21 protein-coding genes are annotated in these 21560 nt (G+C 47.2%); 18 read left to right on the top strand and 3 right to left on the bottom strand.

Annotated elements, in window-relative coordinates:
• Positions 1-63: 63 nt before the first annotated feature.
• Both ACI31H_RS05310 and ACI31H_RS05315 read left to right on the top strand, forming a co-directional pair.
• Positions 64-1095, top strand: a complete 1032-nt coding sequence (locus ACI31H_RS05310) for a competence protein CoiA (RefSeq protein ID WP_439770957.1) — start codon at positions 64-66, stop codon at positions 1093-1095.
• A gap of 38 nt (positions 1096-1133) precedes the next feature.
• Positions 1134-2513 (top strand): C69 family dipeptidase, encoded by a 1380-nt coding sequence (locus tag ACI31H_RS05315; RefSeq protein ID WP_439770958.1) that lies wholly within the window; start codon positions 1134-1136, stop codon positions 2511-2513.
• Positions 2514-2610: 97 nt separating this feature from the next.
• Here the strand turns inward: ACI31H_RS05315 and ACI31H_RS05320 are convergent, their stop codons facing one another.
• Positions 2611-3246 (bottom strand): DsbA family protein, encoded by a 636-nt coding sequence (locus ACI31H_RS05320; protein ID WP_439770959.1) that lies wholly within the window; start codon positions 3244-3246, stop codon positions 2611-2613.
• A 152-nt stretch (positions 3247-3398) separates the two neighbouring features.
• On the opposite strand from ACI31H_RS05320, the gene ACI31H_RS05325 reads away from it, so the two are divergent.
• From ACI31H_RS05325 to ACI31H_RS05335, 3 genes are read left to right on the top strand one after another with little or no spacing between them, the layout of a single operon-like run.
• Positions 3399-4061 (top strand): GTP pyrophosphokinase, encoded by a 663-nt coding sequence (locus ACI31H_RS05325; RefSeq protein WP_439770960.1) that lies wholly within the window; start codon positions 3399-3401, stop codon positions 4059-4061.
• A gap of 3 nt (positions 4062-4064) precedes the next feature.
• Entirely contained in the window at positions 4065-4880 is an 816-nt protein-coding gene (locus ACI31H_RS05330; protein ID WP_439770961.1) for an NAD kinase, read from the top strand.
• Complete coding sequence (locus ACI31H_RS05335; RefSeq protein WP_439770962.1) at positions 4880-5770, top strand: RluA family pseudouridine synthase; 891 nt, start codon at positions 4880-4882, stop codon at positions 5768-5770. The genes ACI31H_RS05330 and ACI31H_RS05335 overlap by 1 nt, the downstream gene beginning before the upstream one ends.
• A gap of 126 nt (positions 5771-5896) precedes the next feature.
• Here ACI31H_RS05335 and ACI31H_RS05340 read toward each other — a convergent pair whose 3' ends face one another.
• Positions 5897-6925 carry a lactonase family protein gene (locus ACI31H_RS05340; protein ID WP_439770963.1) on the bottom strand — a complete coding sequence of 343 codons (1029 nt, stop codon included), beginning with the start codon at positions 6923-6925 and terminating at the stop codon, positions 5897-5899.
• A 103-nt stretch (positions 6926-7028) separates the two neighbouring features.
• Here ACI31H_RS05340 and ACI31H_RS05345 point away from each other — a divergent pair, with 103 nt between their 5' ends.
• The 3 genes from ACI31H_RS05345 (at position 7029) to ACI31H_RS05355 (ending at position 10901) form a co-directional block, all read left to right on the top strand.
• Positions 7029-7886 (top strand): methyltransferase domain-containing protein, encoded by an 858-nt coding sequence (locus ACI31H_RS05345; protein ID WP_439770964.1) that lies wholly within the window; start codon positions 7029-7031, stop codon positions 7884-7886.
• Positions 7887-8051: 165 nt separating this feature from the next.
• Positions 8052-8561, top strand: coding sequence for a tRNA (cytidine(34)-2'-O)-methyltransferase (locus tag ACI31H_RS05350; protein ID WP_439770965.1), 510 nt, complete (start codon positions 8052-8054; stop codon positions 8559-8561).
• A 12-nt stretch (positions 8562-8573) separates the two neighbouring features.
• Complete coding sequence (locus ACI31H_RS05355) at positions 8574-10901, top strand: DNA translocase FtsK (protein ID WP_439770966.1); 2328 nt, start codon at positions 8574-8576, stop codon at positions 10899-10901.
• A 164-nt stretch (positions 10902-11065) separates the two neighbouring features.
• Here ACI31H_RS05355 and ACI31H_RS05360 read toward each other — a convergent pair whose 3' ends face one another.
• Entirely contained in the window at positions 11066-11185 is a 120-nt protein-coding gene (locus ACI31H_RS05360; RefSeq protein WP_283587936.1) for a DUF4044 domain-containing protein, read from the bottom strand.
• A gap of 126 nt (positions 11186-11311) precedes the next feature.
• Here ACI31H_RS05360 and ACI31H_RS05365 point away from each other — a divergent pair, with 126 nt between their 5' ends.
• From ACI31H_RS05365 to ftsA, 10 genes are all read left to right on the top strand, one after another.
• Positions 11312-11665, top strand: a complete 354-nt coding sequence (locus tag ACI31H_RS05365; RefSeq protein ID WP_439770967.1) for a hypothetical protein — start codon at positions 11312-11314, stop codon at positions 11663-11665.
• Between the two features lie 141 nt (positions 11666-11806).
• A complete protein-coding gene (gene mraZ, locus ACI31H_RS05370; protein ID WP_439770991.1) occupies positions 11807-12235 on the top strand; it encodes a division/cell wall cluster transcriptional repressor MraZ in 429 nt (142 codons plus the stop codon).
• 20 nt (positions 12236-12255) lie between these two features.
• Positions 12256-13203: a 16S rRNA (cytosine(1402)-N(4))-methyltransferase RsmH gene (gene rsmH, locus ACI31H_RS05375; protein WP_439770968.1), complete on the top strand. Its 948-nt coding sequence runs from the start codon at positions 12256-12258 to the stop codon at positions 13201-13203.
• Positions 13204-13221: 18 nt separating this feature from the next.
• Positions 13222-13575, top strand: coding sequence for a septum formation initiator family protein (locus ACI31H_RS05380; RefSeq protein ID WP_439770969.1), 354 nt, complete (start codon positions 13222-13224; stop codon positions 13573-13575).
• Entirely contained in the window at positions 13575-15710 is a 2136-nt protein-coding gene (locus tag ACI31H_RS05385; RefSeq protein WP_439770970.1) for a penicillin-binding transpeptidase domain-containing protein, read from the top strand. The genes ACI31H_RS05380 and ACI31H_RS05385 overlap by 1 nt, the downstream gene beginning before the upstream one ends.
• A gap of 15 nt (positions 15711-15725) precedes the next feature.
• Positions 15726-16694, top strand: coding sequence for a phospho-N-acetylmuramoyl-pentapeptide-transferase (mraY, locus tag ACI31H_RS05390; RefSeq protein ID WP_439770971.1), 969 nt, complete (start codon positions 15726-15728; stop codon positions 16692-16694).
• 24 nt (positions 16695-16718) lie between these two features.
• On the top strand, positions 16719-18098 hold the full coding sequence (gene murD / locus ACI31H_RS05395; RefSeq protein ID WP_439770992.1) for a UDP-N-acetylmuramoyl-L-alanine--D-glutamate ligase: 1380 nt from the start codon (positions 16719-16721) through the stop codon (positions 18096-18098).
• Entirely contained in the window at positions 18098-19201 is a 1104-nt protein-coding gene (murG, locus tag ACI31H_RS05400; protein ID WP_439770972.1) for an undecaprenyldiphospho-muramoylpentapeptide beta-N-acetylglucosaminyltransferase, read from the top strand. Before murD ends, murG begins: the two co-directional genes overlap by 1 nt.
• A 24-nt stretch (positions 19202-19225) precedes the next feature.
• Positions 19226-20062 carry a cell division protein FtsQ/DivIB gene (locus ACI31H_RS05405; RefSeq protein WP_439770973.1) on the top strand — a complete coding sequence of 279 codons (837 nt, stop codon included), beginning with the start codon at positions 19226-19228 and terminating at the stop codon, positions 20060-20062.
• Positions 20063-20180: 118 nt separating this feature from the next.
• Positions 20181-21557, top strand: coding sequence for a cell division protein FtsA (ftsA, locus tag ACI31H_RS05410; protein ID WP_439770974.1), 1377 nt, complete (start codon positions 20181-20183; stop codon positions 21555-21557).
• Positions 21558-21560: the final 3 nt, after the last annotated feature.

Consider the following 21560-nt stretch of genomic DNA (forward strand, 5'->3'; position numbering starts at 1 on the left):
TTTGCGTACAAAAAAACTGGCATTGATTTTCATCAATACCAGAAAGTGTAGACCCGGATTTTTTTGTTAATTGCAGAATCCGCAGCGGGGTTAGTACTAGCCAGTAATGCTCATCCCCACACTCACTATTGGTGTCCCGCTTGTCAATCCCGCGTTCAACTTCGGCGGGGGAAATTAAAGGTTGCTCATTTTGCCCACTTACCAGGGGCTAATTGCAACGTTAGTGAGGGTGAAACGGCGGAACACCTGACTGGTAAACAACAACTATGGCACTGGCTCCGGTTATGCGGCTATCAACCGCAATTAGAAGTCTACCTACCGGCAATTAAGCAACGTCCAGACCTCTTATTTCGGGACCAGCAACAGCAGTTAATTGCCGTGGAGTTTCAGTGCAGTCCCCTTTCAATTGAACGATTGCAGGAACGAAATCGGGGTTATCTTCAACTAGGAATTAACCCCTGGTGGTTGTTAGGGAAGCCGTATCACCACCACCTTTCTAAAAAGAAGCAGGCGCAGTTTACCCAGCGGGTTACCGGACAATTAACACTGTTATATTGGGATACGGCCAGCCAAGGTATCAAAGCGGTTTCAGACCGGACGCGGTGTTCCTTTACTGGTCGTATTAAGGACCGTGTCCTAATTATTCAAAACCAAATTTACCATTTACAGCGACCGTTACCAGTTACCTCCCAGGTTAAGCAGTTAGTACAACTAGTTGGTACCCGACTGGGGCCGCGATCGTTAGCGTGTTGTCCCCTTGTTTGTCATGATACGAAGCCTTCATGGCCGGTGATGGTGGGGGAGTTAATTTATTGGCGGATTAAAGTTGTGGTGGGCCTCAACGATTTACCACTTTTTTCGGCCTGGACACCAGACGAGTGGTACCGGTGGTTAATCCAATTGGGGCAGCCGAATTGGTTAGCCTTTCCCTGCCTGGTTCGACCGCCATACCGACTGGTGTGTGACCAGTATAGTCAAGAACTCGTCGCGGCCGGCATAATTAAGTTGATTGGGGGCCGGGTTGTCCTTTTTCGGCATCCGCGCTGGTTTAATAACTTAGCACTAAAGTTAGCCGCTCTTGACCGGCCATGTTAAAATTTAAATTGTAATTAAAGCGAAGGGACGTGTACTAGATGAGCGACCATACGTGTACGATGTTTTTAGCAGGAAAAGCGGCCACCATTGATGGGTCCACCATTATTTGCCGTGAGGAGGACTACGGTAATGCGTTTGACTCCCAGCGGTTTGTGGTGATTCAACCGGCGGACCAGCCACACCATTATCAAAGCAAGGGGAGCCAGTTTCAAAGTGACCTGCCACCGGCCCGTTTTGCGTATACCGCTACACCGGATGCCGATGATAGTGAAGGGATCTTTGCGGCTGGTGGAATAAACACTGCTAATGTTGCGATGACGGCCACGGAAACCATTACTTCAAATGCCCGGATTCGGGCGATCGACCCTTATAATACGGTAGATGGGATTGGTGAAGAGGATTTTCTCACACTAGTGCTGCCATATATCTCGTCGGCCCGTGAAGGGGTTGAACGGCTCGGCCGGCTATTAACTAAGTACGGTACTTACGAAGCGAACGCGATTGCCTTTAGTGACCGGGATGAGGTTTGGTACTTGGAGACGATTGGTGGTCACCACTGGGCCGCGGTCCGGGTTCCAGATAACGCCTATGTGATTGCCCCCAATAGGTTTAACATTGCCGAATTCGACTTTGCCGCACCGACAACGATGTGCTCAGCCGACTTAAAGGATTTGATTGAAAAGTACCAACTTAATCCCGGTCGCCAGGGTTATAATTTCCGGTTAATCTTCGGTAGTGCCAGCAACCAGGATCAGGTTTACAATAACCCGCGGGCCTGGTACGTTCAGTCTCGCCTGGGTGGCGGTCGTCATGATAGCCAGCCGACTGACTACGACCTGCCATTTGCCTGTGTTCCTGATAACCGGCTCACCGTGGAAAAGATCAAACAGGTAATGAGTTCCCATTACCAGGCCACAGCCTTTGATCCTTATCGGCAACCGGCCGATCGAGTTGCTCCGTTTCGTTCGATTGCCTTAAACCGTAACCTGGAGCTTCACGTTTTGCAAATTCGTAATAACGTCACTAAAGAATTGGCCGGTATCCACTGGTTGGCCTTTGGTCCCAATACCTTTAACGCCCTGGTACCGTTTTATGCAAACGTTAACGATACACCGGCACCGTACCGTGACACGACAAGTCAGTACTCACCAAACAATATGTACTGGTTAGTTCATACGTTAGCGGCGTTGGGAGATCGGAATTATCGGCAAAGTCAGCCGTTAGCGGAACAGTGTGCCGAAGATGTAATGGCGGCAACACGGCAACTACAGTTAGCTACTGACCGGCAAGAAACAGTGACAATTGCGGAGCGAACGGCGGCCAATGACCAGATGGCAACGGTGGCGATGACCCACTTGACCAAACTATTAGGAAAGTTAGTTGCACTGGCCTTTAAGGCGGAGCGACTCCAGTACTAAGGTTGATCTTTGAAGATATAAATACACAAATGAGGTCCAGAGCCCGGTAAAAGCCGAACTCTGGACCTCATTCGTATACGATGTGTAACTTAATCTATTAATTACTTTTGATAATTCGTAGGGCGTGGGGATGATACTGCTCAGCAAATTCCTTTCCCGATTGTTGAGGGTTAAAGGTGTGGTGGCGGTAAGACTCAATTAACGTTTCATAGTCAAAGCGCGGGATTAGGTAACCATACTGCGGTTCCTTTGAGTCATAAACGACAGCGGTCATGGTCGTCGTTACCCCCAGGGAATGCGCAATCTCCTGGTCCTTTTTGAAGGCCTCTTTAGCAATTGTCGAGTGACGGTCTTCCAAAAACATCTCTAGATCGAGGCCACTTTGCTTAGCGACTTGACGGGCTAATTGATCGGAGTAATGCCAACCCTGCTTTACCATGGAGTCTTGGAGCCGCAGGAGGTACTGGCGACCGCGTCGTCCTCCTTGAAAGAGGGCTGCTTTATAGTCCAGGATAACCTGGTAGAGGGTGTCAGCAACCTCCTGCCGAACTTTAAGATCACAGGGGCTAAGCTGGTAGAGTTTAATGGTATCCGCAATGGTCTGCATATTAAACATTGGGATAAATTGGTAAGAAATCTTTGCATTCAAATTTTGATCAACCCGTAAAACGTCATTTTCACACCGAAAACACCGCATCCCCAGCGGGTTCACAAATAAGTGAATTTCAAGCATTGCTGCTCCTCCAATCATCATAGCTAACATTCACAACTGTTATTGTGACAAATTGCCCCTTCTTTGTAAAGTAATTTGTTTCTGGTGAAAGGCTCTGTGTGAATATGAAAGTATGCTAAAATAAGAGCGAGATTTAACAGGAGGCTAAAGTTATGATTGAAAACTGGCAACACTTTCTCTTGCCATATCAACAGGCCGTCAATGAATTAAAGGTAAAGCTGCGTGGAATGCGTAAGCAGTACCAAGATGCAGAACGTCATTCGCCAATTGAGTTTGTGACGGGACGGGTTAAACCGGTCGATAGTATTAAAGAAAAGATGATTCGTCGCCATGTCCAACCGGATCGCCTAGAACAGGACATGCAAGATATTGCTGGTCTGCGGATCATGTGTCAATTTGTCGAAGATATTTATGAGGTGGTCGATCTGTTACGCCAGCGGAGTGATATGACCATTTTGGAAGAACGGGACTACATTTCAAACGTTAAGCCAAGTGGTTACCGTTCCTACCACATCGTAATTGAGTATCCCGTTCAGTTGGTGACGGGGGAAAAGCGGATCCTGGCAGAAATTCAGATTCGGACACTTGCGATGAACTTTTGGGCAACGATTGAACACTCCTTAAACTACAAGTACCAGGGAGAATTTCCGGAAGAGTTATCGGCCCGGCTACAACGGGCGGCCGAGGCGGCCTTCCGGCTAGATAATGAGATGTCCGAAATTCGCGAAGAGATCCAAGAGGCCCAAAACCTATTTTCGTATAAAAAGTCCACCCAGCATCAGGCGGGCAGTGACGATGATTTACCAAAGGAGTAGCAAATGAAAGTCGCAATTTACAATAATGAGACCGGGGAGTCACAACGAGTAACTAAACTGCTACGGGCAGAAATCGAACGGGCCGGACTTGACTATGATGAAAAACATCCTGAAGTGGTGATTACAATCGGCGGGGATGGTACCCTTCTTTCCGCCTTCCACCACTATATTGATAAGCTCGACCAGATCCGCTTTGTGGGAATCCACACCGGCCACCTGGGCTTTTACACCGACTGGCGCAATTTTGAAATTGATGACCTAGTTGACAGCCTGGTCCAGGATAGTGGGCAGTCCGTGTCATACCCATTATTGGATATGCGGGCGGTTTATTCCGACGGCACGGTGGAAAAGTACGTTGCCTTAAACGAGTCTACCATCCGCAATATCACCCGGACGATGGTTTGTGACGTTTACATTAATAACCAATTATTTGAAAATTTTCGGGGAGACGGGCTCTGCATTTCAACCCCAACCGGGTCAACGGCCTACAATAAATCCGTTGGTGGTGCCATCATGGACCCCAATAGTATTGGTTTCCAACTAGCTGAAATGGCTTCACTAAATAACCGGGTCTTTAGAACGTTGGGTTCACCGATCATCTTTGGAGCGGATACCAAGCTAATGCTCCGCTTGCGGGACATCAACGACCACGTGATGACTGTTGATCGGGAACAGATGCGGTTGACCAAGGATCAGGGCCACCATTACTTGCTGGAAGTTTCCTACCAGGTTTCTAAGAAGCGGATTTACTTTGCCCGTTACCGGCACACTAACTTTTGGAACCGGGTCAAGGACTCCTTTATTGGCGGTGGCAAGTAATGGAGTTTACTTGGCAATACGACCATGAAACACCGCGGAAGTTACGGTCAGCACTTAAGATGAGTGGGGTCACCACCTCACTGTTGAAGGTGGTGATCTACCACGGGGGACAAATGTTAATTAATGGTGAGCCGAAGTGGGCGATTGACATGGTTCACTTCGGCGATACCTATTCAATTGTAATCCCACCCGAAGAGGCTAATGACCATGTTGACGAGTGTAGCGCACCAATTCAAATCGCGTATGAGGACCGGGACTTTTTAGTCTTGAATAAGCCGGCCGGGGTTGCCACTGTTCCGGCACATAATGTGGCAGTGGCTGATAGCTTAGTTAACCGCGTTAAGTATTACTATCATCACCAGGGTTATGAAAACCAGGTTACCCACGTTGCTACCCGGTTGGACAAGGATACTAGCGGGCTGGTGGTTTTCCCCAAGCACCGTTTTGCCCACGCTGTTCTGGACCGCCAGTTGAAAAAACACCAGGTGAAGAAAAACTATTACGCGTTAGTGACGGGGCGGTTAACAACCGAACACGGTTATATTGATGCGCCGATCCGGCGGGACCCGGAATCCTTTGTTAAACGTCAAGTTGCTCCGGATGGGAAGCCGTCCGTCACTGAATATTGGTTAGAAACGGCCCGGGATGACCGCTCCCTAGTGAAAATTAGGTTGCACACCGGCCGGACCCACCAGATCCGGGTGCATTTTAGCTTCTTAGGTCACCCCTTAGTGGGGGATGAGATGTACGGGGCGCCAGCGGGGCGGCTAATTGACCGTCAGGCCCTTCATTGCTACTGGATGCAGTTTTATAGTCCCTTTAAACAGGACTGGATTACGGTAACGGCGCCAGTTCCGGCTGATTTTAAACGGGCGCTGGGTAAAAGATAGGGTAAGCTAGTCTAAAAGGGGCATGACAGAAGTCGTTTACGACTTCGTAGTCATGCCCCTATTTGTATACTGCGCTATTGACTTTTGATCGATCTAACAGCCTTAAGTCACAGCGCCTTTTATAAACTAGTTGAAGCGTTGGACGCAAACCGGTTCTGGGCAGGCAACGTCCTTTTGGAGTAGGGTGAGCTTCCCAGTAGTAGCATCACGCTTGTACAAGGTTAAATTATCAGTGTTCTGGTTGGAAGCCAGGAGGTAGGATTCATCACGACTGAGGTTGAAGTCCCGCGGGAAGTCACCCTCAGTGGAAATGGATTGGATGTGCTTGACGGTGAAGTCTGGTTGAACCGCGAAGACGGCAATGGTATTTTCACCCCGGTTAGAAGTGTAAATAAACTTACCATCCTTGGACATCCGAATTGCGGCTGCTCCGTTGTGAGCGGTCCAGTCGGCAGGAATTGTCTTGATGGTTTGGAGGTGCTCGAAGCTAGCGTCATTAGCGTTGTACTTCAGAACCGCCAACTTACTAGACAGTTCACCGAGGACGTAAACATACTTGCCATTCGGGTGGAAGATCAAGTGCCGGGTTCCAAAACCAGGTTCAAACTTAAAGCGGGAAACCGCCGTTAACTTGCCATCGTCAGCTACGTCATAAACCACGATTAGGTCCATCCCCAGGTCACAGACAATCAGGCGTTGGTCCGGGGTTAAGTCAGCGTAGTGGACGTGTGGTGCTTCTTGTTCCGGTTCCGGACCAGTTTCACCCTGGTGGGTAACCGTGTCAAGCAGCGTTAACTTACCGTCATCAGCAATCTTGAATACTTCGACCTTGGCAGTGTGGTAGTTAGCGCTGTATAGTAGGTGCCGCTTTTCGTCCAGGCCAACGTAGGCAGGGGCGGGACCTTCTTCTAGGACCGTACTGATGGTCTTAGACTTGCCATCAGCGAGGGAGTAGGAAGCCACCCCGGCCTGGTCGTTGACCTGCTTAACAGCGTATACACGTTGCTTTGGACCAACTTGTAAATAGGCTGGCTTTTGGGATGGGATTGCTAACTCAACGTTAGTTAATTCACCCTTGTCAGTGTCAAGGGTCACCATGTAGGCACCCTTACTGTCCTTTTTTGTGTATGTACCAATTAAGAATTGTTCACTCAAAATGAGTTCCTCCTTTTAAAAATGCTACCTCAATAATACCAATTCATGTTGATTAATTCTAGCTTGTGCTAAACTATTATGGAAGATAAGGAGCGTTAGAATTATGAAAAAAAGTGAACGACAACGACAATTTGTCCAGGCCACGATTGACCTCTTTCGCTGCCCAACCTGTCAGGCACCGATGAAAGCAGTCGTTGGTAATAGTGTGATCTGTCAAAACGGCCACCAGATTGACTTTAACCGGCATGGCTACCTCCACTTTCTCAACGGGGCCGCGGATACAGAATACGGTCGGGAAATGTTTTTAGCCCGGCGGCAGCTTTTAACGGCCGGCCTCTTTAAGCCGATTGTCGCGGCGGTTGCCAGACACTTGCCAGCACAGTCGTTACGGATTCTCGATGTGGGAACCGGGGAAGGGACGCCGTTGAAACAGCTAGCGGACTTACGGACTAGTTATCAGGATACCATGATTGGCTTTGACATCTCTAAGTCAGGGGTGACACTGGCGACCCAGCTCGGGCTGGATGCCTTTTTTTGCGTGGCTGATTTACGGCAGCTCCCCTTTAATAATGGTAAGTTTGATGCAGTAGTGGAACTCTTTTCACCATCGGACTACCGTGAATTTAACCGGGTGTTAACGGTCGGTGGTCAGCTCATCAAGGTGGTACCCAACGCTGGCTACCTTGGTGAATTACGGCAGCTGCTTTACGGGGGAAATCAGGCTAAATCACACTATGATAACCAGCGGGTAGTGGCGCTTTTTAAAAAACACTATCCTGACTGCCAAGTGGAACCCGTGAAGTACCAATTTTCAGTTCCGGCCGGCCTACAGCAGGCGCTAGTCGAGATGACACCGCTCCACTGGGGAAAGGGCGCTCGGCAGCTAACAGCAGCTGACCTTAGCCAGTTAACGACGGTTACGGTGGACGTCAGCTTATTACTTGCTAAAAAAATGAAATAACGTTTGCACAAACGTAAAAATCGTGTTAAATTATTATCTAGAAATCGTTTAGCAATTGATATCGAACAGATTCGTTAGTAATTGCTAAGGAGTACTTCACTAAAGCAGCGTTTCGCCGTGCCCACACCGAGACCCTGCTTTTTTTATTTGCTAAGGAGCGTTTTTATGACTAATCATATTGTTTTATTTGAACCGCTGTTTCCTGCTAATACCGGTAACATTGCCCGGACGTGTGCGGGAACTAATACTGAATTACATTTGATTAAGCCCTTAGGTTTTTCAACTGATGATAAGCACATGAAACGGGCCGGCCTCGATTACTGGAATAAGGTTAAGATTACCTACCATGATGACTTGCCCGCCTTTTTGGCCACTATTCCGGATATGTCTAAACTCTACATTGTTTCTAAGTTTGCTAGTCGTGACTATACCGACGTTGACTATACCGGGGCGGGGGATCACTACTTCCTCTTTGGTAAGGAGACGACCGGTTTACCAGAACAGTTCATGCGGAAGTATCCCGAAAATGCGGTCCGGATTCCCCAAAATGACGATAACATTCGGGCACTCAACCTTTCTAATAGTGCGGCAATTGTGATTTATGAGGCCTTGCGGCAACAAAGTTTTCCTAACCTAGCCCGGGTTCACACTTACCACTTTGATAAACTAAAGTAAGGAGGATGTCGTATGGCGCGAAAAAGACGCTCTTCCGCCCGTCGCTCTACGCGAAAAACGGCTAGTAAAAAGGAAGCGCGCTTAGTAAATAACTTGCTGGGGATTATCGGGACCTTGTTAATGATACTAGGTCTATCGGGCCTCGGTATTTTAGGGACCATCATTGCAAACTGCTTCCGGCTGTTCTTTGGTCTTAGCTACCCCCTGGCAATGATTACCGTTCTGCTCTTTTCGTTATCCTTTACTTTTTTTGCCCGGAGTCCCCAGCTTAAGTTACGCTGGGTAATCGGCTACTTAATTAGCTACCTGGGGTTATTAATGTGGCTACACGTTTTAATGGTTGGCCAACTCGGTATTCACTCTAAGGTAATCGCGGTTACTTGGAATAACCTTGGACGGGTTATTTTTAATGGTGATACCACGGTCCCCATTGGTGGGGGGATGATCGGTGCCTACCTGTATAATTTCAGTGCGCTGCTTATTTCACGAGTGGGCACCGCGGTACTATCCTGGCTGCTTATCGGGATTGGCATTATCGTTTTCTTCTCGTTACCATGGCGCGATTTCCTAGTAGCCAGTGGGCGGGGATTACGCATGCTCGGTGGCGGAGTTAAGAAAGTGGGGCAGGCCGTCCGCAGTTACGCTGATCGCCCTGCCGTTAGTGTTCAATCTTCCTCTACGGCTGCTAAACCGGAGCGGGTTGCCAAAACGCCAACCACAACTAGTAAGGACCAGTCTGCCCCGGCACCGTCATCAATGGCGCCGGAATCACCGCAGCCGGCCCCTAAAATTACGGTGGCTAGTACTAATCGTGACCAGCCAACTACTCCCCCAGTAGCAGCAACGGCCGAAAAAGTGGCCAGTGATTCGCCACTGGTGGGCGTAACGGCACAGGAGGATAAGGATTATCAACTACCACCACTGGATCTTTTAAGTCCAGTCAAGGCGACTGACCAGCATGATGATTTAAAAAATATCAAGAAGAATACTCAGACCCTCCAGACAACCCTCCAGTCTTTTGGCGTGGATGCAACGGTAGAAAACGTTAACCTGGGACCATCGGTTACTAAGTATGAGTTGCGCCCGGCCGTGGGGGTAAAGGTTAGTCGAATTACCCACCTGGCGGATGACCTAGCGCTGGCGTTAGCCGCTAAAGACATTCGAATCGAAGCGCCTATTCCTGGAAAATCGCTAATCGGGATTGAAGTGCCAAACAAGCAGGTTGCTACAGTAGGATTCCGGGACATGTTTGAGGCGGCACCGCAAGATGACCATCCCTTAAACGTACCCTTGGGCCGGACGGTGACGGGTGACGTTGAAATGGCGGACCTAACCAAGATGCCCCACCTTTTAATTGCCGGGGCTACTGGTAGTGGGAAATCAGTGGCCATTAACGTTATCCTTACCAGTATCTTATTGAAGGCCAAACCCCACCAGGTCAAGTTACTATTAATTGACCCCAAGAAGGTGGAATTAAGTGTCTATAATGGAATTCCTCACCTGCTAAGTCCGGTGGTATCGGAACCAAAGAAGGCCGCCCGGGCGCTTGCTAAAGTCGTTGCTGAAATGGAACGTCGTTATGAACTCTTTGCCAAGTTTGGGGTTCGTAATTTGGCTGGTTATAATAAGCTAGTTCAGAATAATAATGACCAGCCTGATCGTGAGGAGCAACCGACCCTGCCATTAATTTTGGTAGTGGTTGATGAATTAGCTGACCTGATGATGACGGTCTCCAATGATGTTGAAGATGCAATTGTCCGAATTGCCCAAATGGGACGGGCCGCTGGTATCCATATGATTTTAGCAACTCAGCGGCCTTCGGTAGATGTTATTACCGGTTTGATTAAGGCCAACGTCCCATCGCGGATCGCCTTCGCGGTCTCAAGCGGGGTTGATTCCCGGACGATTATTGATACTAACGGTGCCGAAAAATTACTTGGCCGCGGTGACATGTTGTTTGAGCCCATTGATCAAAATAAACCAACGCGTGTTCAGGGGGCCTTTATCTCTGACCAAGACGTTGAGGCAGTGGTTGACTTCATTAAGAAAGAACAACCGGCTGAATACGATGAAAATATGGTGGTCACTGACCAGGAGATGGCTACTGAGGAACAACAGGAAGAGGAGGATGAGCTCTTTCCCGAAGCGTTAAAGTTTGTGGTGGAAGAACAACGTGCCTCAACTTCTCTGATTCAACGTCGTTTCCGGATTGGCTATAATCGGGCGGCCCGAATTATCGACGACCTTGAGCAACGAGGCTACATTGGGCCAGCTAATGGTTCCAAACCCCGTGAGGTTTATAAAGCGGCTCCGCAGGATCAGTCGACAGATAATGATTAATCTTTCATCAAAAAAGCGGGAGCGTACCGGAAGTCATTTATAACTTCGTCGTTACGTCCCCGTAAATCTAAATAGTCCTCAAGCGTCCGGGTTCCCGGATGTTTGAGGACTATTTAGATACCGCACTGTTGACTTTTTAAGTCACAGTCTTGTTTTACGTCTAGTTAGAAAGCACCTAATGATGCGACCGCACCAAAGATGAGGGAGCCCAGCATGGCGATTAACATTAGCCAGATGGCGACCATCGTTATTTTTTGAAACCGGGTCTTCTTCTTATGTTGCATTATTATCCCTGCCTTTCAGGTTGTAACTCCTAGTAGTTTACCGCAAGTTGACATTCAATTTCAAACGGTGAGGGGACTTTATGGTAAACTGGGGTAGGAATTTGTCTTTGGGAAGGGAAGGTTAACGTGGTGATTAACTATCAACGGATACTGCTGCAGGTACTGCTTATTTTTATCTTTTTAGGGATTAGGTACTTAACCGGTCGCTTTTTCCGGGGCCGTAAACGAAAATTGTGGTGGCGGGGGCTAACCACCCTGCTTTTCTTTGCGTTGGCCCTGTGGAACTTTGGTTGGTACTGGAGCGCCTACCCGGTCTTAATTTGGATGCTCTGGGCGCTGCTACTAATCTTACTCCAGGTAGTCCATAATCATGAGTTCATTTACCGCCGTTACTGGCCACCATTTTGGCAGTACTCACTCTATATCGCTCTCATTGCGTTTGCCGGGTCAATTTTTGCCGGCGCACTTCCGTTAGTTTAAAACAATTAAAAATATAAATTCATTTTTACGACGATTGTCAAGAATAAACTTGATAATCGTCTTTTTTATCAGAATTGTAATGGTGGGAAGTGGGGGAATGTGGTAGACTATTCCTATGAAGTGGTTAAGGGGGGATTAGCCGTGCTAATGGGTGAATACAATCACGTGATTGATTCCAAGGGCCGGTTAATTATCCCCGCAAAATTTCGTGGACAGCTCGGTACGACGTTTGTGATTACACGTGGTATGGATGGCTGCCTTTTTGGCTATCCGCAAACGGAGTGGCAGGCCTTAGAAGAGAAGCTGAAGGCCCTCCCACTGACCAAACGTGATGCACGGGCTTTTGTTCGTTTCCTTTATTCGGCCGCAACCGAATGTGAGCTTGATAAACAGGGACGGGTGAATGTGCCACCAGTTTTACGCCAGCACGCGGCACTTAAAAAGGACTGCGTAATTATTGGGGTTTCCAACCGCTTTGAAATTTGGAGTGCAGAGCGGTGGCGCGACTATTCTGCAGATACTGCGGATAACTTCGATGCCATTGCTGAAGACTTACAGATTGACTTTTAATAATGAAGGGAGGGCCGTCAATGGCCTCGTTTAACCATATCACGGTTTTATTAAATGAAGCTGTCGCCGGTCTTAATGTTCAGCCTACCGGTACCTATGTTGATGGAACACTCGGGGGTGGTGGACACAGCAGTAAGATCTTAGGTCAACTGACCACCGGCCACTTGTATTCTTTTGACCAGGATGAGACGGCCATTGAGTATAATCAGGAACACTTAAAAGATGCCTTGGCTGCTGGTAAATTAACGCTAGTTGATGATAACTTCCGTAACCTACAGGCGGCATTACAGGCGCGTGGAGTGACCCATGTTGACGGTGTGCTCTATGACCTGGGGGTTTCATCGCCCCAATTTGATGATGCCCAGCGGGGCTTTAGTTATAAACTAGATGCACCACTTGATATGCGGATGAACCAGGAGCAAGAATTGTCTGCCATGACGGTGGTCAATGAATGGCCATACGAACGTCTGGTGAAGATCTTGTACCGGTATGGTGAGGAACGGTTCGCTAAACAGATTGCCCGTAAGATCGAGCAGCGGCGGGCCCACCAACCAATTCGGACCACCTTTGAGCTGGTTGACGTCATCAAGGAGGCTATTCCTGCGGCCGCCCGCCGGCATGGTGGTCACCCAGCAAAAAAAAGCTTTCAAGCCATCCGCATCGCGGTTAACGATGAGCTGGGGGCTTTGGAAGAGTCGCTAGAACAGGCTTTTTCACTATTAAATGTGGGTGGCCGAATTAGTGTAATTACCTTTCAGTCCTTGGAAGACCGACTAGTTAAGACGATGTTTAGGGAGAAGTCATCGCTTGACGCTGATATTCCACAGGGACTACCGGTTATTCCCAGTGGGATGACACCTGATTTCAAGTTGATTAATAAGAAACCTATTTTACCAAGCGAGCAGGAGCTGGCTAACAACCACCGTGCTCATAGTGCCAAGTTACGGATTATCGAGAAAATTAAATAGTAAGGATAGTGTTAAAAAATGGTTTCAAATGCAGCAAGGAAATATGAAGAAACTGAACGGTCGACGCAGGTGACGCAACCAGTGCCGACTAACCGTCCGGTACACTGGTCACGATTTGAACGACTTCTGATGGTAGTCGGGAGTGCCGTTACCCTGCTGTTGATTATTACCTTACTTTCTACTAAAATCGCTATTAATACTCGTCAACATGATCTACAAGATCTTCAGGCAAAGGTAGCCCAGGTTAAGAACAGTAATGCTAGTGACCAGCAAGAAATTGCTGAGTTGACTAGCCAGTCTAACCTCAAGAACATTGCCAAAAAATATGGTCTTTCTGATAAAAATTCAAATGTAAGGAACGTCAACAAATAATGAATAAAGCGTCACAACGAACGAAAAATAAGAAAAATAATAGTAATCGGGGGAATTTTGGTAAGTGGTTATTCCTCATCACGATTGGATTGTTTTCCTTATTTTTCGTTCGTTTTGCTTACATTGCGATTAACCGTGATGTTCAACACGTCAATCTTCAATCGCAAGCAGAACAAATCTATACCCAGCGGCGAACGATTCAGGCAAAGCGGGGAAATATTTATGATAACCAGGGTGGCGTAATTGCTACTGATACCAGTAAGTATACCGTGTATGCGGTCTTAGATCGTAACCAGCGTTCAACCAGTGGTAAACCACTATATGTGCAGAATAAGAAAAAAACGGCGCGGGTGCTGGCTAAGCACTTGCACCTTTCTTATGCAAAGATCTTAAAACGGCTAAATACTAAGAACCAGGCCTTTCAGGTTGAATTTGGTCCGGCCGGTAGTAACTTATCAGTGGCAACAATGCAGCAAATCAAGCAGGAACACTTACAAGGAGTTGACTTTATTGCTACCCCTGCCCGTCAGTATCCCGAGGGGGAATTTGCCTCACAAATTATTGGTTTAGCAACTCCTAAGACTAACCAGGCGGGGCAGACTACCTTAACTGGTCAGGTAGGGTTAGAAAACTACTTTAATAAGCAGTTAACCGGGACTAATGGAATGCGTAAGGATAAGCGTGATATCTATGGTTACCGAATTGCTAACTCCAAAGAAGTTAAAAAGCAGGCAGTTGATGGGGATAATGTTTATACGACGATTGACCCTAAGACACAGCACATGTTAGAAAATAAGGTTGCCAAGGTTTATAAAAATGGCCAGCCTAATGCGGTAACCGCAATTGTAATGGATGCTAAGACGGGTCGGATTGTGGCGGCTACCCAACGGCCAACCCTAAATTCTAAGGAACCGGTTTGGCGGAATATGTTTGTTCAAGATGCTTATGAACCAGGCTCAACAATGAAGATCCTGGCGTTAAGTGCGGCGGTTGATTCTGGCAATTTTGACCCGAATGCTACCTTTCAATCTGGAACCTGGTCAATGGGTGGTGGTAAAATTGTTGACTGGTCAACTAGTGGCTGGGGAACAATTACCTATAAAGATGCCTTTGACCTCTCTAGTAACGTTGGTTTTGCCCATGTCGAACAGAATATGGGGGCCAAAACTTGGATGAAATATATCCGCCGCTTTGGCTTGTTAAAGCCGGTCAAAGTCGTCGGGATGGATAACGAGGTTTCTGGTTTCACCCAATTTAAGGGAATCCTTGAACAGGCGAATACCGCCTTTGGTCAAGGGATTACCGTTAACCAAATGCAGATGCTACGTGCAATTGGTGCGGTCGCTAATAATGGTAAGATGATGCAACCATATATTGTAAGAAAAGTTGTCAACGATAATGGCAAAACCATTCGCCGTATCCGTCCCCAAAAGGTTAGCCAACCGATTAAGTCATCAACCGCCAAGCAGGTACGTAAGTATATGCAGGGTGTTGTTTATGATAAGAAGGGACTAGGACATGACTTTCAAATTAAGGGTTACCGGGTAGCTGGTAAGACCGGGACCGCTCAGATTGGTGGTGCTGGTGGTTATAGTAAGGGCGATACTAATTACCTGTATTCTTTTGCGGGGATGGCCCCGGCTAAGCACCCCCGATATGTGATGTATCTCACCCTTCGGCAGCCTAAAAATCTAAGCACACCAGCAACCAAGCAGATGGCATCGATCTTTAATCCGATAATGAAAACCTTACTGGATAAAAGTAAGGCCACTAATGCAAGCATTGTAAAGATGCCAGCGCTAGTTGGTAAAAGTACGGATGATGCTAATAAACAGCTGGGTCCCCTTAATATTCAAAGTGTAATCTTAGGAAGCGGTAAGACGATTCGGCGACAATCAATTTCTGCCGGAACCCGGCTCCTTAAGAATCAACGGGTAATTTTAGATACCGGTGGTAATTACCAGATGCCAGATATTAAGGGCTGGAGTGCTGCTGATGTTCAACAGCTTGCCAGCGAATTACACCTTAAGCTAAGAGAAAAGGGTAGTGGCTACGTAAGTAAACAAAGTATTAAAGCTAATGATAAAGTGACTAAGAAACAGACCCTAACGGTCACCTATCAAACCCAACAATAATTCAGGAGGATTGTAATGAATACATTGTCAATTGTACTAACACTGGTTAGTTCGTTTTTAATCACCTTTCTTTTAATGCCCTCACTCATTCGCTATTTTCGGGCGAAGAAGGAAGGACAGCAAATTCGTGAGGAAGGGCCTAAATGGCATGCCAAAAAGGCGGGAACCCCGACGATGGGGGGACTACTGTTTATCCTGTCGGCAGTAATCACCATTCTATGGGTGGCAGCCTGGCGTGGCCTAATCGATAATACGCTGTGGGCGCTGCTATTCACCCTCGTAGCGTACGGCCTAATTGGGATGTGGGATGATAGTATTAAGATTTTCCACCACCAAAATGAAGGATTTAAGGCCTGGCAAAAGGCCCTGTGCCAAGTAATCGTGGCGATGGTATTTACGGTAATTTACCAGCACGAAGGTTTCCAAATGGGTTTCGGTAATAGTCAAGTGGGTTGGGTATACGGCCTGTTTATCATCTTCTGGATGGTCGGCTTTTCCAATGCCGTTAACCTAACCGATGGCCTTGATGGCCTGGTTAGTGGACTAGGAATTATCTCTTTTCTGGCCTACTTTATTATCGCGATGATGGGAATTAATAACCCGGGTTATCCTGAAATTGCGTTATTCTGTCTGGCAATGATCGGGACGTTAGCGGGCTTTTTCCCCTTTAACCATAAACCTGCCAAGATCTTTATGGGTGACATGGGTTCCTTAGCAATTGGGGCTTCATTAGCAGCAGTCTCACTTTTACTACACCATGAATGGTTATTGTTAGTAATTGGGATTGTTTACGTTTGCGAAACGGCCAGCGTCATGTTACAAGTGGCCTCATTTAAATTGACTGGGAAGCGGATCTTTAAGATGAGTCCAATCCACCACCACTTTGAAATGTGCGGTTGGAGTGAATGGAAGATCGACATTGTTTTCTGGTTAGTTGGTTTAGTTGGTGCAATAATCACAGTGGCAGCAATTGTCTTTGCTTAGGCATTGTGGAAGGGAAGAGTTTTAATTATGAAGAACATTACAAAATACCAAGGTAAAAAAGTCCTGGTAATGGGCTTTGGAATTAGTGGCTTGAATGCGGCCCACCTGCTAGTAAAGTTAGGTGCTCAGGTAACGGCTAATGACATGAAGACGCCCAAGGAGCCAACGGTTGTTAAGGACTTGGAAGACGATGGTATCCGGGTTATTACCGGAAGCAACCCGGTAGAGTTAGCCGACCAAGGATTTGATATTGTTGTTAAAAATCCGGGTATCCCATACGATAATCCATTGGTAGCCCGGTTTGTTAAGCAGGGAACGCCAATCATTACGGAAGCCGAACTGGGGTATGAAATCTTTGAAGGACACTTGGTTAGTGTTACCGGGAGCAATGGTAAGACGACGACCACGACGTTGACCCAGTTAATGTTGGCCAAGTCATCTACCCATAATGTTAAGTACGCGGGGAATATTGGGGTTTCCTTTAGTAAGGTGGCCGAACAATTGGGTCCTGATGATACGTTAGTAACGGAGTTATCAAGTTTCCAACTACTCGGTGCACCAACTTTACACCCCCACATTGCGATTATTACTAACATCTTCTCCAATCACTTGGACTACCACAAGACCCGGGAAAACTATATTAATGCCAAGTTAAACATTACCCGTAACCAGACGAAGGACGATTTTCTAGTGATGAACTGGGATCGTGATGAGTGGCAAGAGATTGCGCGGCGCAGTCAGGCCACCGTGGTCCCATTCTCACGGCAAAACAAGAGTCACGCGGGTTCCTATGAAGAAAATGGGGATATTTATTGGCGTGGTGAAAAAATTATGGCCGCTAAGGATATTCGCTTGATCGGTCCACAAAATGTCGAGAATGCCCTGGCGGCGATTGCGGCCGCCAAATTGAGTGGGGTTAGTAATGCAGATATCGTAAGCGTCTTAACGACCTTTAGTGGGGTTCGTCACCGGTTACAGTACGTTCTTGATTATCAAGGGCGGCGTTTCTACAATGACTCTAAGTCGACTGACATTGAAGCGACCGAGGTTGCCTTACAGGGGTTTGAACAACCGGTTATTCTTTTAGCTGGTGGTCTGGACCGGGGATATACCTTTGAACGTCTAGTTCCCTACTTTAAAAAACACGTCAAGGGAATTATTGTCTTTGGTCAGTGTAAGGACAAGATGAAGGATGCAGCTGAACAGGCGGGTATTCCGACAATTATCGAGAGCGAAAATGCCATTACGGCAGTTCCCGAGGCCTGGAAAATTAGTGCACCCGGGGATGTAATCTTGTTATCGCCGGCGAATGCTAGTTGGGATCAGTTCCCGAGCTTTGAAGTACGGGGGGACCGGTTCATTGAAGCAGTGGAAAAATTAACAGGTGAAAAGGAGAAGAAGTAATGCGGTTATTAGTTTCTGGTGGTGGTACTGGTGGTCATATTTACCCAGCTCTCGCCTTAATTGAACGGTTAAAGCAGGTGGAACCAGATACGGAAGTCCTTTATGTTGGAACGACCCGGGGACTAGAAAATAAGATTGTCCCGGATGCAGGAATCAGGTTGGAAACTATGCAGATGCAGGGTTTCAAACGTTCCCTCTCATTGGAGAATTTCAAGACAGTTTACCTCTTCTTGAAGTCGGTCCACCATGCTAAAAAGATCATTCGTGATTTTAAACCGGATGTGGTTTTAGGAACCGGTGGCTACGTCAGTGGGGCCGTCTTGTATGCGGCAGCTAAGCACCATGTTCCGACAGTTATCCATGAGCAGAATAGCGTTGTGGGCGTTACTAATAAGTTCTTAAGCCGCTATGTTGACCAAATTGCAATTGCCTTTGAAGCGGCACGGAGTCAATTCCCCGCAGATAAGGTCACGATGGTTGGTAATCCCCGTGCTCAGCAAGTGGTTTCGCAAACCGATAGTGATTTTTCCTGGACAGAATACGGATTAAAGGATGACGTGCCAACCTTGATGATCTTTGGTGGTAGTCAGGGGGCACCGAAGATTAACCAGACCGTTGTTGATGCGATTCCGGAATTTAATAAGCGCAACTACCAAGTACTCTTTGCCACCGGTCAAAAGCGTTATGAGCACGTCAAACAACAATTGGCAAGTGTTAAGCTTGGTGCCAACGTGAAGGTAGTGCCGTATATTAAAAACATGCCAGCTAAAATGCCAAAGGTGGCCGCATTAGTTTCACGGGCGGGTGCGACGACGATTGCTGAAGTAACGGCACTTGGCGTACCGACGATCCTTATTCCGAGTCCGTACGTAACGGCTAATCACCAGGTTAAAAACGCCCAGGCATTGGTACGGAAGAATGCGGGCCTAATGATTACGGAAGATAAGCTGGATGCCCGGTCGTTGTTGGTTCAGGCTGATAAGATTATGCAAAATGCGGACCTGCGGCAAGAGATGGCGACGGCAGCCAAAAAGTTGGGTAAGCCCGACGCTGCTGACCACTTAATTAAGGTTTTGCATACGGCAATTAACGAACACAAATAAGCTGACGGAAAGGAGGACGCCTACTTGGAAAAGGGAAGCTTTATCCCGGAACATGAACGTTATGCACGACGCTTAACGGCACTAGAACACCGCCGGGAAGCAAATAGTAATTCTACCAAGTCGGCGGAACGGATTGGTCACAAGGTTCGGGGAATCAAGGTATATCGTTACTTTACCAATGGTGAACGGGTCTTAAAACTGATCCTCCTCTTTGGCAGTATCCTAATACTGGCGCTGTACGTAATTTCACCCCTTAGTAAGGTTCGGACAGTAACGGTGGTTGGCAATAGCGAACTTAGTGCACAGCAAGTAGAAACCGCCACGCAGGTTCGGCCCGGGCGTTATATCTGGGGAGTCGTTGCGAGTCAGCGCGCGATTAATAGTCACGCCCACCAGCGAAATCCCCAGGTTAAGAGTGTCCGTATTAAGGCCACGGGTGCGCAGTCACTGCAAGTGACTGTCACCGAGAATCCAATTGTGGGGACAATTGAGATTGGCCAGCATGATTATAATGTGCTGGCTAACGGGCAGCTTCAGCGGACGCTTACGACCCAAAGCAAGATTCAATACCAGCACTTTGGAAACCACCGTACTGAGCTGAAGAAGACGGCAGTTCAGATTGGCCAACTAAAGCCCGTCGTTCGTAACGGAATTTCAACGATTAGTTACCGGCCTACCACAACGGCGCCTAACCGACTAATCATTTTTATGCGGGATGGTAATACCGTTTATGCCAACCTTAATACGGTAGGGAAAAAGCTGGCATACTATCCTTCAATTGCCGCGACAATGAAGAAACCAGGGATAGTTGACCTGCAAGTAGGTGCCTATTCTTATAGTTATGGTTCGCATGACAAGTGATTTTGCGAATTAAGCGTTTTGGTAGTGGATAATCTGTGGTAAAATCAAACTTAGGTATAATTACAATACAAATTTTTTAATTGAGTATAATTAGTACTTTTAGGAGGGTGCCATTCAAATGGATGATTCAGAGGTATTTGTTGGATTAGATATTGGAACCACCTCAATTAAGGCACTAGTTTGCGAGAATGTGAAGGGGCAGCTAAAGGTCATTGGCGTAGGGATTGCACCCTCTACCGGGCTTAATCATGGCGTGATTGTGGATATCGATAAGACTGCCCACGCAATTTCACAAGCAATTGCTAAGGCTGAGGAAAAATCCAATCTAAGCATTAAAAAGGTGATCGTGGGCTTACCAGCCAATTACCTCCAGATGCAAAAAGTTCACGGAATGGTGACGATTGCTTCACAAGGACAGTCACGGGAGATTGTTAACCGGGACGTAATTGACGTTGCTAAGGAAACGCTGACCCAAAATATTCCACCAGAGCGGGCGGTTCTTGACCTCGTACCGACCGAGTTCGCCGTTGATGGTTTTGGTGGAATTAAGGACCCACGGGGAATGGTTAGTGTTCGCCTGGAAATGAAAGCTACCCTTTATACCGGACCCAAGACAATTATTCATAACACTAAAAAGGCCGTTCAACGGGCAGGATACACAATTCGTGACTTTGTAATTGCACCAATTGCCACGGACTTTAACCTATTAAACGATGGTGAGCAGGACTTTGGGACTGTAGTTATTGACCTCGGTGGTGGGCAGACAACGACGTCCATTGTCCATGATCACCAGCTGAAGTACACATTTGTTGATCCCGAGGGTGGCCAGTACGTTACCAAGGATATTTCAACGGTTCTTAATACGTCGTTGAAGAATGCCGAGAAGCTTAAATTAAACCACGGCTACGCTGATCATACCCTAGCAGATGCAGCTGCTGAAATTAACGTCAATGTAGTTGGTAAAAATGAACCAGTTCAGTTTACTGAGGCTTACCTTGCCGAGGTTATTGAAGCACGGATGCGGCAAATCTTTGAACGAATTCACCAGCGTTTACAAAGTATTCACGCACCAGAACTACCGGGTGGTGTAACAATCATCGGTGGTGGTGCAGCGATGCCGGGAATTAAGGAGTTGGCACAGCAATACTTTGCCGGTAACATTAAGATCTATGTTCCAGAGCAAATGGGAATTCGCCATCCGGGTTATGCTAATGGCCTTTCATTGTCAATGTACGAAAGTCAACTCTCTGATGTTGATAAGTTAATAAAGCAAACAATCCAACAACCTGATATAATAGAAAGCCCAAGGAAAGAAGAGCCGGCACCGGCAGAAGACGATGGTCGCCAGTTGGTTCACCAGTGGTCCAATGAACCGGAAGAGCCTGCTCCGACAACCAAGAGCCGCGTAAAAGAAAAAAAGCGGTCAGAGGCAAAGAAAAATCAGCATTCACTTGGCAGCAGATTAAAGGGTATGCTCGATAACCTTTTTGATTAATTT

The sequence above is a fragment of the Limosilactobacillus sp. genome, assembly GCF_051873035.1.
GTDB lineage: Bacteria > Bacillota > Bacilli > Lactobacillales > Lactobacillaceae > Limosilactobacillus.